This is a genomic window from Halorubrum sp. Atlit-26R, assembly GCF_003666015.1.
Lineage (GTDB): Archaea > Halobacteriota > Halobacteria > Halobacteriales > Haloferacaceae > Halorubrum.
Map to the genome: position 1 here is coordinate 18,980 of NZ_QPLT01000026.1, position 10,796 is coordinate 29,775.

The 10,796-nt window shown below is 58.4% G+C and carries 11 protein-coding genes and 1 pseudogene; 9 read left to right on the forward strand and 3 right to left on the reverse strand.

Annotation, left to right across the window (positions count from 1 at the left end):
- The first annotated feature begins 141 nt into the window (after nt 1-141).
- Nucleotides 142-714, forward strand: a complete 573-nt coding sequence (locus DVK07_RS18260; protein WP_158603179.1) for a mechanosensitive ion channel domain-containing protein — start codon at nt 142-144, stop codon at nt 712-714.
- A gap of 121 nt (nt 715-835) precedes the next feature.
- Here DVK07_RS18260 and htpX read toward each other — a convergent pair whose 3' ends face one another.
- Nucleotides 836-1,708 (reverse strand): zinc metalloprotease HtpX, encoded by an 873-nt coding sequence (htpX, locus tag DVK07_RS18265; RefSeq protein ID WP_121598354.1) that lies wholly within the window; start codon nt 1,706-1,708, stop codon nt 836-838.
- Nucleotides 1,709-1,794: 86 nt separating this feature from the next.
- Nucleotides 1,795-2,124: a HalOD1 output domain-containing protein gene (locus DVK07_RS18270; protein ID WP_121598363.1), complete on the reverse strand. Its 330-nt coding sequence runs from the start codon at nt 2,122-2,124 to the stop codon at nt 1,795-1,797.
- Between the two features lie 260 nt (nt 2,125-2,384).
- On the opposite strand from DVK07_RS18270, the gene DVK07_RS18275 reads away from it, so the two are divergent.
- From DVK07_RS18275 to DVK07_RS18310, 8 genes are all read left to right on the forward strand, one after another.
- Nucleotides 2,385-2,840: a zinc ribbon domain-containing protein gene (locus tag DVK07_RS18275; protein WP_121598355.1), complete on the forward strand. Its 456-nt coding sequence runs from the start codon at nt 2,385-2,387 to the stop codon at nt 2,838-2,840.
- A 2-nt stretch (nt 2,841-2,842) separates the two neighbouring features.
- On the forward strand, nt 2,843-3,451 hold the full coding sequence (locus DVK07_RS18280; protein ID WP_121598356.1) for a TetR/AcrR family transcriptional regulator: 609 nt from the start codon (nt 2,843-2,845) through the stop codon (nt 3,449-3,451).
- The gene (locus tag DVK07_RS18285) at nt 3,448-4,914 is read left to right on the forward strand and encodes an MATE family efflux transporter (protein ID WP_121598357.1); all 1,467 of its coding nucleotides are present in this window, start codon (nt 3,448-3,450) and stop codon (nt 4,912-4,914) included. The genes DVK07_RS18280 and DVK07_RS18285 overlap by 4 nt, the downstream gene beginning before the upstream one ends.
- 248 nt (nt 4,915-5,162) lie before the next feature.
- Nucleotides 5,163-6,617, forward strand: coding sequence for a hypothetical protein (locus DVK07_RS18290; protein WP_121598358.1), 1,455 nt, complete (start codon nt 5,163-5,165; stop codon nt 6,615-6,617).
- Nucleotides 6,618-6,688: 71 nt separating this feature from the next.
- Nucleotides 6,689-7,600, forward strand: coding sequence for an ABC transporter ATP-binding protein (locus DVK07_RS18295; RefSeq protein WP_121598359.1), 912 nt, complete (start codon nt 6,689-6,691; stop codon nt 7,598-7,600).
- Nucleotides 7,600-8,427, forward strand: a complete 828-nt coding sequence (locus tag DVK07_RS18300) for an ABC transporter permease (protein WP_121598360.1) — start codon at nt 7,600-7,602, stop codon at nt 8,425-8,427. Before DVK07_RS18295 ends, DVK07_RS18300 begins: the two co-directional genes overlap by 1 nt.
- Nucleotides 8,424-9,242, forward strand: a complete 819-nt coding sequence (locus DVK07_RS18305; protein ID WP_121598361.1) for an ABC transporter permease — start codon at nt 8,424-8,426, stop codon at nt 9,240-9,242. The genes DVK07_RS18300 and DVK07_RS18305 overlap by 4 nt, the downstream gene beginning before the upstream one ends.
- A gap of 217 nt (nt 9,243-9,459) precedes the next feature.
- A complete protein-coding gene (locus tag DVK07_RS18310) occupies nt 9,460-10,665 on the forward strand; it encodes an AI-2E family transporter (protein ID WP_121598362.1) in 1,206 nt (401 codons plus the stop codon).
- A 35-nt stretch (nt 10,666-10,700) separates the two neighbouring features.
- On the opposite strand, the pseudogene DVK07_RS23765 reads toward DVK07_RS18310, so the two are convergent.
- Nucleotides 10,701-10,796 (reverse strand): annotated as a pseudogene (locus DVK07_RS23765) (IS5/IS1182 family transposase); the annotation flags it as partial.

Here is a 10,796-nt window from a genome sequence, read left to right on the forward strand (position 1 = left end):
GTATAGACGTTGGTGCTCTATGCGCTTGGCAGAGGGCTGCTCGTTCCGCTCGTTCGACGACTCCTCCGATAGACCCGTCTGAATCGAACCGTTAGGAAGGCAGTCGCTCGTCTCCTCTACGCGGTCGTCATCGTCGTCGCGGTGAGTCTCGGGGCGGGCGTCGCCGGGTTCGAGACTACACTCACCGGCTCGGCACTCGTCGTCGGTGTCATCTCACTGGCGGTCGGCTTCGCTGCTCAGGAGATGCTCGCGAACTTCGTCAGCGGGATCTTCATCGTGCAGGATCGTCGGCTCAATGTCGGTGACCTGGTCGAATGGGAGGGCGTTTCCGGCACGATCGACGATATCGGTTTTCGGGTGACCACGATCAAGACTGCGAACAACGAGACCGTCCTCGTCCCGAACAGCGAGTTCGCGACCAAGCCGGTCACAAACCGAACGGACAACGATCCGCAAGCGATTTCCTACGAGTTCGGTATCGGATACGGTGACGATATCGACGTAGCCACAGACGTTCTTCGGGCGGTCGCAAGTGACGTTGAGACTGTTCTCGACGACCCCGAGCCATCGGTTCGCGTGAGCGACCTCGACCGACTCGTCGGTGCTTCTCTCCGCGCGGGTCTGGCTCGCGAAAGCGGATCGAAATCGCCGCGCCAATATCAGGGCCGAATTCATCCGTCGCGTCAACGAGCGGTGTGCTGCCGCCGGAATTGATCTCTCGACGACGACACAACACTCGGTTACCGGTGAGCTGGCGGCATCAGGTAACACGGACGGATCGACTGCGGCCGATTGAGAGGCTACGTCTCGTCCTCAATGCCGTCGAACGAGGATTTTAGACCGTTTCCAGTTCGTTTTCGAGCGCGCGAAGTCGGGCGATGCGGTCGTCCGTACTCGGATGGGTGCTGAACAGCCGACCGATGACCCCGCTTCTCAGCGGGTGGATGAAGAACGCGTTCATTTCTGCGTTCTCACGGAGATCTCGATCCGGAACACGGTCCATCTCACCGGAGATCTTCGCCAGCGCGGACGCGAGCGCGCTCGGCCTGCCCGTGATTACGGCACCACCACGGTCGGCTGCGAACTCTCGGTATCGTGAGAGCGTTCTGATCAACACGAACGAGAGAATCCAGACTACGAACGAGGCGATGATGGCGAGGAAGACGGGCGGGCTCTCCTCGTCACCACCGCCGCCGAACAGCCATCCCCACCGGACGACGAGCAACGCGAGCGTCGAGAAGAACGACGCGAGGGTCATCACCATCACGTCACGGTTCTTGATGTGTGCGAGTTCGTGCGCGAGCACACCCTCCAGTTCGTCAGCATCGAGCGTCTCAAGGAGCCCCGTCGTTACACAGATCGTTGCCGTCGCCTGTGAACGGCCAGTCGCAAACGCGTTCGGCACACGTGTGTCCGAGACGGCTACGGTGGGCACCGGGAGGTCAGCCTGCTGGCTCAATCGGGATACTGCGGCGTGGAGCTCAGGGTACTCTTCCTCGCTCACCGCGCTCGCGCCCATCGAATAGAGCGCAAGCCGGTCGCTGAAGAAGAGCTGTCCGAGCATGAACAGCCCCATCACGACGATGATCGTCAGGAGTCCGGCGTTGACGGTGAGAAGTACGCCGATAAAAACGGCATACAGGCCCGCCAAGAGTCCAACTGTGAGGAGCATTCGGGCACGAAGCCCCCAGTCCGGTGACCAGTTCATTGTTGATTCGAGATTGGGTTCATTTGTAGTGAGATGTTCCGGCGAGTTTGTTCGGTGTCCTCTGAACGCCGTCGGAGATTTCGGTGCTATACCGTTGTGTTGCTCCCCGCTTCGTCAGCGAGACTGACCGAGAGTTGCCCGTCGCTGTGGACCGAGACGACACACTCGGAGACGACGAACTTCACCACTCCAGTCGAGGGCGTCGACGCTTCGTCGGGTCCGCCGAACAGCTGACTGAGCGCGAACGCATGCGCCCTGTCGTAGCGGGAGGCGACGGCCGAGCGGGCATCGCCGGTAACGGTCGACACGGCGTCGGTGACGGCTTCGTAGAGAGGTGTCTCATTGCCCCAGCGAGCCAGGTAGCGGCCGTGCCACGGTGCTGTCGATTCGTCGGCGGGTCGGGATTCGTCGGTCATGGGTTGTTCGGGCGCTTCGGTTCGCGCCACACTACTGACTGAACGTTCGGTAAGTATTAACCTTTCGCCCCGGATGACGCCGAGATGGGAGGAAGCAGTTGGGCTCGATCGACACGTCTCGGCGTACTCGATTACGGTGAAATAACTGTTCTCTTGGGACGCTGCCGTCCGATTTCGGCGACATTTATCCTTTCCTCCTACCGACCGTCCACCACGCGTCGGACGAAGGATTTATACCTACCGAACGTTCAGTCAGTAGTATGGTACAGGCCTCACTCCGAAACAACCCACTGCTCGCGGCGCTGTTGGGAACGGTGGTCACCGGACTCGGCCACCTGTATCTCCGGCGCTGGCTCAGGGCACTCGGATGGCTAGGAATTACGGCTGTCGCTTCGGTCCTGTTCATCCCAGAACCGACGATATCCGCTCTCAGTTCGGGGACGCTCACCGATCCGCTCTCGATCCTCCCAATCGTTCTCATCAGTGCCGCCAGCGCCTTCGATGCGTACCTCATCGCAAAGACGATGAGGATACAGGCCGACGAGATCCAACCGGCCAACGCTGTCAAGGCAGCAGGGGCCGATGAATCTCCGGCGTGTCCTGCCTGTGGGAAGCCGGTTGACCCCGATCTCGGGTTCTGTCACTGGTGTACGACCGAATTCGATGTCGTGGACGTCACCGAACTGCAAGGACGCGACGAGACCAACTCGAACTAACAATGGCTACAAACTCACCCGACGAGAAGTGGAGCACCGCCGAAGAAGAGATCATGCAGGCAACCTATCAGACGTTGCTTGTGAACGGGTACGCCGACCTGTCTATTTCGGGTATCGCCGACGAACTCGGCAAATCGAAGGCCGCGCTCTACTACCACTACGACTCGAAGGACGACCTCCTGGTCGCGTTTCTCGAGTTCGCCGTCGACCGATTCGAGGCGATGGTCAGTACGGAAACCGGTGAGAACCCGAACGAGGACCTCGAACACGTCGTCGAGAAGCTCCTCCCGCTCCAACCCGTCGAGGAACAACGACAGCTTCAGGAGGTGCTGGTCGGGCTCCGCTCACAAGCCGTGACGAACGAGCCGTTCCGTGAACAGTTCACCCGGATCGACGAGCGACTTGCGACCACCATCGGGGAGATCATCCAGCGTGGTATCGACGAGGGCGTGTTCCGCGATGTCGACCCGACGCGAGTCGCCGAGCACATTCTTGCTACAGTCAACGGAGCGATGTACGCTCGTGCGACCACCGACCGGCAGAACGCACCGGCGGCGGCACGCGTCTCACTCTCCTCGTATATCGACTCCGAGTTGAGGCGTACTGCGTGAGCACGCGCGACGTCAACGTCACCGACGGTGAGCTGCTGAAGCCGCTGGTGGTCCTCTCGCTCCCGATCGTTCTCTCCCAACTCCTACAGGTCGGCTACAACCTCGCCGACACGTTCTGGGTTGGGCAACTCGGGCAGGCGGCCGTGTCGGCGCTGTCGTACTCGTGGCCGCTCGTCTTTTTGATGATTTCAATTGCTGGCGGTTTCACCGTTGCAGGGACAGTTCTCGTTGCCCAGCACAAGGGCGCAGGTGCCGCCGACCGCGTTGATTACGTCGCCGGCCAGACCATCGCGTTCGTCGGCGTGCTCGCGCTTGTGTTCTCAGCACTGGGATGGTTCCTTACCCCGTGGCTCGTCGGACTGGTCGGCGCGTCACCCGGTTCGGTAGAGTACGCTCTCGCTGTCGAGTACACCCGAACAGTGTTCTTGGGGGTCGTCTTCATGTTCGGCTTCTTCATATTCCAAGCGCTGCTTCGCGGCTGGGGTGACACTCGGACACCGCTCGCGTTGATGTTTCTCGGCGTCGTGTTGAACGTCGTTCTTGACCCGTTCCTCATCCTCGGTTTCGACGGGAACGGTCTGCTGACGATGCTCGGACTGGATGCGCTCGGTACGACACTGTACGAACTAACTGGATTCACCGGGTTCGGTGTGCAGGGTGCGGCCATCGCGACCGTGTTCTCACGCGGCGTTGGGGCCGTCATCGGATTTATCTGGCTGTTCTCCGGGCAGGTCGGAATCGACCTCTCGATCTCGGACCTTCGATTCGACCCCGACACAATCCGAGAAATCGTCCGGATCGGTGCCCCTGCGAGCGTCGAACAGTCGATGCGTGCACTCGGCATCACGGTGCTGACGGCACTGGTCGCGCTCGCTGGTGACGACGCTGTCGCCGCGTTTGGTATCGGGAATCGGCTGAACTCGCTCGTGTTCCTTCCTGCACTCGGTCTCTCACAGGGGATCGAGACGGTCGTCGGACAAAACCTCGGCAGCGACCAACCGAACCGCGCGAAACGAGCCGTCACCTACGCAACGGGCATCATCACCGTCGTTCTCGTCGGGGTAAGTGCTCTGGCCATGACGTTCGCGGAGCCGATCACCGGCGTGTTTATCGGCGGAGAACAGGCCGGTCGAGTCATCGAATTGGGTGCCGCGTATCTCACCATTATCGGCCCCACGTTCGCGTTCCTCGGCGTCTTCCAAGTACTTCAAGGTGCTTTCCGCGGAAGTGGGTCAACTCGAACCGCGATGATCTTCTCCATCCTTGAATTGTGGGCATTCCGACTCCCCATCGCGTACGTTCTTGTGACCGTCGCCGGACAGGGTGCGACGGGCATTTGGACAGCCATCGCTGCGTCGAACGTCCTCGCACTCCTCGCAGGCGGTGCGTGGTATTTGCGCGGCACGTGGACGGAGAGCGTGATCGACGACACAGCTGCCGCTGTTGCGACAGGTGACGACTAACTAATGAACGAACCAACATTTCATCACATGAACGCAGAGAAACACGCCACGACTACGCAAATCGGTACCGAACTCGCATTCACATCCTCCGAGGGAACCAGACAGCTATCCAGCGAATTGGGTCGGCTTTCGGAAGAGCCTCTATCGCCAGTGCCCGCAGGCGCACGACCTCCGATCCGAGCGGAAGGAACAAGTCTTGATACGCCGAGACACCACCTCGTTACAGGTACTCTGGAGGACTGTGACTGATGACGGATCGTCGTGCTACAGTAATCGTCGCACTCATCGTTGTCACGACCATTATGATGATTTCGATCCCTGTGACAGCAGCCCAGACAGACATCCAGATCCAGTCGGTTAACGTCTCAGTGGACCAACCCGCACCGGGCGAACGCTTTACGCTTTCAGTCAACATAGCTAATCTGCCGTCGAGTTCCGGTTCGGTTGAGGTGACGGACGTATACGTGCGGGAAGGAATCGATGAGTTCGCCCGGATCGAAGATACTGGGACGATTGCGCCTGGCGGAGACCTCGATATTCCGCTGACTATGAGTATCGATGAACCCGGTCACAAGCGGCTCTCTGTTCACGTTGTCGTCGAGGATTCCGACGGGGATCATCGTCGGATCAATTATCCGCTCTACGTTGAGGTCCAAGAACCCAACGAGGCACTGATCTCTATCGCGGCGCTCGATCCGACCGCCGGGCAGGAGAGTGTAGTCGACGTCACCGTCTCCAACGGTGATACAGCGCCGATTTCGAACGTTCAGTTAGAGGTCGGTGGCGATGGTGATGTGGAAAAACCAGAACGGATTAACGCCTCTCTCGCGCCCAGATCTCAGACGGTCTATACGTTCGACGTGACGTTCCCCGAAATCGGACCACAGCGACTCAATGCGACTCTCACATACACGACGAATTCTGGGAGTACTCGAACCGTTCAACGGACAATTACTACCGCTGTCGAACAGGCAACAAACGACGTGGAGTTGGACGTCTCCAATCAGGTACAAAATGGTTCATCAGTCATCCGCGCGGAACTCCAACAATTCGGCAACGTCGAACTCCGGGACGTAGAGATTCGAGCGGAGAGTGACGGTGAGACGGTCGCAAGAGTGCCCCTCCCGAACGTTTTGAGCGAAGGTACCCAAACGGTAGCTCTCAGAGATGACGACATCCCGGCTGGAAACATCACTGTCGTTACAATCTACACAGCTGGCTCCGAGCGCCAGACCACCACAGCGAGCCTGCTGTATTCAAAATACTCGCCCGCCCCAACCTCGGCGATCACGCTCACGGGTCTCGAGCTCACACGCCAGGGGGACGTGCTCACACTGGATGGTGATGCGGCAAACGTCGGTACCTCACAGGTGAATTCAGTCGTGATTAGCGTCGTGAAGACAGACGCTGTCAGGCCAGTATCGCCCAACAGAGAGTACTTCATCAACCAGATCAGCCCCAACGAATTCGCCAACTTCGAGGTGACTGCGCAGATTCCGGAAAATGTCGATCAGATCCCGGTTCGGGTTCAGTACACCGTTGATGGTCAGCGAGTCTCCAGTATCATACCCCTCGATATCGGAGACATCGAGGTGAACACCGGCAACTCTCAGAACGGAGGCCCCTCGCCATTCGCGATCGGCATCGTCCTGCTTATTGTGGCAATCGCCGGCATCGGTGTGTATCGATGTCGAAACCAATGAGAGTCACCGGGAGCGCCTCGGCAAATGTGCGTGAAGATGTCCGTATCCGAACGAAATGAGTATTACATAAAATGCCACCAGCAATACAAGTGGACGATGTCACGAAGCGATTTGGTTCGTTTACAGCTGTCGATCGAGTGGATCTGACGGTCGAACAGGGTGAAGTGTTCGGGTTTCTCGGGCACAACGGCGCCGGAAAGTCGACGATGATCAACATGCTGCTCGACTTCATCCGCCCGAGCGCTGGCACTATTGAGGTGTTTGGCAATAATTGCCAAGCCAACGGTGTCGAAGCTCGCGAACGAATGGGCGTCCTTCCGGAAGGCTACGGCATGTACGATGGTCTGACGGGTCGCCAGCACGTTCAGTACGCGATGGAATCCAAAGGCGTCGACGGTGACCCCCTCGATATGCTTGACCGGGTCGGGATCACGGACGCAGCTGACCGCGCGGCCGACGGCTACTCGAAAGGGATGGCACAGCGGTTGGTGTTCGCAATGGCGCTGCTGGGAGAACCAGATCTGCTCATCCTCGACGAACCAACCTCGGGATTGGACCCGGCTGGCGCACGGGCGATGCGGGAGACAATTATCACAGAAAACGAGCGTGGAGCGACCGTCTTCTTCTCCAGTCACATTCTCGAACAGATCGAGGCGGTCGCCGACCGCGTTGGTATTATGCATCACGGGCAGCTCGTAGCGGTCGACACCATCGACGGATTGCGCGACATGGCCGGTGGTGAGACGAAACTTCTAATCACTGTTGACAACTTTACGGACGCGGACGTAGACGGAATCGCGGCCATCGAAGGCGTTGAACAAGCGGAAATAGGTGACGATGGTCGGCTCAGCGTCACCTGCTCGAAAGAGACGAAGATGGACGTGCTGCTCGCGCTGAATCGACGGGATATCGACGTGCTCGACCTACAGACGACGGAGCCGTCCCTCGAGGATCTGTTCGTCGAGTATACACGGAGGAGCTGATGACGGGATGGCCGACCGTCGCCCGGAAGGAGGTTCGCGGCCAGCTCGGAAGCAGAACGGGAAAACTCGGGATCGGTCTCGTCGCACTCGTGTTCGTGGTCGGTGGATACATCGTTCCGACGACGTCGTCGGACCCGACAATGACCGATTACGATGGGTTCCTGCGGGGGATACTCCTATTTCTCGTTCCGTTGTTCGGACTCTTGCTCGGCTATCGTGCCGTGGTCGCCGAACGTGTCGCCGGTCAGTTGACGCTCTCGCTTTCGTTCCCCTATTCCCGGGCGGACATCGTTCTCGGAAAGGCTGTTGGTCGCGGACTCGTCTTGCTCGGGACAATAACCGTCGGGGTACTCGCCGGCGCAGTACTCGTTGATTACCCGTTCGGGACGGTCGCTCTGGACACGCTGGCTAGCTATCTGGGTGCGACAGCGCTATTCGGGCTCGCGTACTTGGCTATCGGGATCGGGCTCTCGACAGTGACGTCATCGCTCCGTCGGGCGACGGTCCTCACGTTCGGCGTGTTCTTTCTCTCCGTCGTAGCGTGGCCACAGCTCGACGGAATCTTTTTACAAGCGCTGGAGTTTCTGAATCTAGCCAGCGACGAACTCCCTAACTGGGCAGTCTTCGTGCACGGTGCGGACCCCAGCATACTGTATCAACGAGTCTTAGATACGTACGTCAGCCCCAACAAGATCCAAAGCGGAGCGTATCTCGGCTCTACCGGGCCGTGGTACCTGCAAGGTGGTCCGGCGGTCGGTCTCCTTTTCGGCTGGATTATCCTCCCAATGGTCGGAGGATATCTGCAGTTCCGGAGGACGGATCTATGAACTGGCACGCTATCGCACGAAACGATCTTCGGAGTGCCCTCAACGAACGAGGTGTATGGGCGCTCTTTGCTGGGTTTATACTCGGGTTCAGTGGGCTCGCGGCGCTGCTGGTATTGCTTGGGAACCCGGAGTTCGAAGGATACCTCTCGACTTTGGCGGGCGGTGTAGGGTTGTTGGTTCCACTCGCAGGGATCGTCCTCGGCTACGAAGCTGTCATCGGAGAACGCGAATCAGGGACGGCTGTGTTGACGTTGTCGATGCCACATTCCCGAGCAGGGATGATCATCGGCAAGCTCGTCGGCAGGACGGTACTGCTCACCGCGGTCATCGCGGGCGCTGCCCTGATCACCAGCGCTGTGATCTTACTCACCTACCCTTCATTTTCGCTGACCAGGTACGTCGTGTTCATGCTCCTTGCGGGCGTGTACGGAACGGTGTTTCTCTGGGTCTCCGCCGCGCTCTCGATGGCGCTCACTACTTCGCGTCGGGTTATCGCCACCGCGTTCGGAACGTACATCGGGCTAACCCTCGTCTGGAACCCGGTGATCTCCCTTACGGAGACCATCCTCTTTCGAGGGCGCCCAACGCCGAGCCGTGAACCGGAATCGTGGGTGACATTCCTAACATTCATCGGCCCGGACACGTCGTTTTCGTACCTGCTTAGTCAGGCGCTCGATATCGGAACTGTCCCCGCTGTAGTTGCTGATTCGTCAGCCACGTTCATCGTTCCGTCAGTTGCAGTACTGGCACTCGCAGCGTGGGCCGTCCTCCCAGTGATCGCTGGCTACATCTCGTTTCGTCGAAGCGACCTGTGAAGCACCGTTTCGTTCGATTCACGTGGAGGGTTCATGATGCGGTTTGACAATCAACAGGCTTCGGTTCGTGAGTTGGTGCTAGAGATCGTTGATATCCAACATCGATGATCTGATCAATCAGAGACATTCCAACGAGCGCACCATTCACCGCCGAATTGGATTCACTGCGATCGAAAAATCGGTGCCTCTTTTGTGATAAGACGATTTAGATATATTAATGGACTACGACGCGGACCTTCGACGGAGGACGCTATTCGCTGCGGTCGGGACCGTCCTGTTCGCTGTAGTGCTCGTGGTTCTTTTTCGATTTCGGGCGACACTTGTGTTCACTATCTTTCTATACTATGCGAGTCGCCCGATCTATCGGAATTTGGACAAGGCTCCACTTCCACAGCGCATCCAGCAACGTCACCTGCCGTATCACCGGCAACTGAGGGCCATCACAACGATTGGGTTGTTCCTCCTTCCGTTTTTGTTTCTCTTCGGATACACGCTCGTACTGGTGCTACCTGAAGCCCAGCGATTCTTCGGCGGAGATGGTCCGGGAGCCGCGTATCTCTCAGCGTTACAGGGAACCCAAGGGAATGGGCTCCCGGAACCGATAGCAGGACTTCGACTAAGTGACCTTCTCAGCATGAGTCCCGACGAAGTCGTCGGATTACTCAACGACCTATCGGTCCAGATGTGGCTGGAGCAAGCAGTGTCGGGGCTCTTTGATTCGGCAAGCCTCGTTGCTACCGCCGTGCTCCACGGATTTATACTCTTAGCCGGCACGTACTATCTGCTCACAGACGGGTCACGGCTCGTCGGCTGGTTCCTCGATACCTTCGACAACACGGGCATCCTCAAGCGGTACGCCACGGCCGTCGACGACGAACTGTCCTCGATTCTCTTCGGGAACATCCTGAATGCGCTGGTGACCGGAATAATCGGTGTTCTTGTGTTTCTCAGCTACAACCTGATCGCGCCCGGAATAGTGTCGGTTCCGTTTCCGCCATTTGTCGGCGCGTTGACCGGTGTCGGTAGCTTGATTCCTGTAGTCGGAATGAAGATTGTTTACCTTCCGGTCGGCGTGATACTCGCTGTCGCCGCGATCGCCGCAGGCGAACCGAGTGCGCTCGGCTTCGTAGTATTATTTTTGCTACTGACGTTCGTTGTCGTCGACACGATTCCCGACTTCCTGATTCGGCCGTATGTGAGCGGCAAGCGGACTCACATCGGCCTATTGATGTTTGCATACATCCTTGGGCCGATCACATTCGGATTCTACGGCATTTTTTTGGCACCGGTACTGCTGGTACTCGTCGCTCAGTTCTTCCGAATCGTTACACCCTATGTACTCTCCGGAGAAACGACCGGACAGCAGACCACGTTCGAAACGTTCGGAGAGACGACAAGCAGTGAGTCGGAAAGAGAAAAATAGCGACTGCTTTGTTGAATCCGATGACGGCGTGGGGATCACTGTTTGAGAGCCTGTTCGAGGTTGTAGACTGCGGCGGTCACCACGAGTTCGCGGAACTCGCGGTACCACGCGCGAGGGTGGACAGCGGGGCC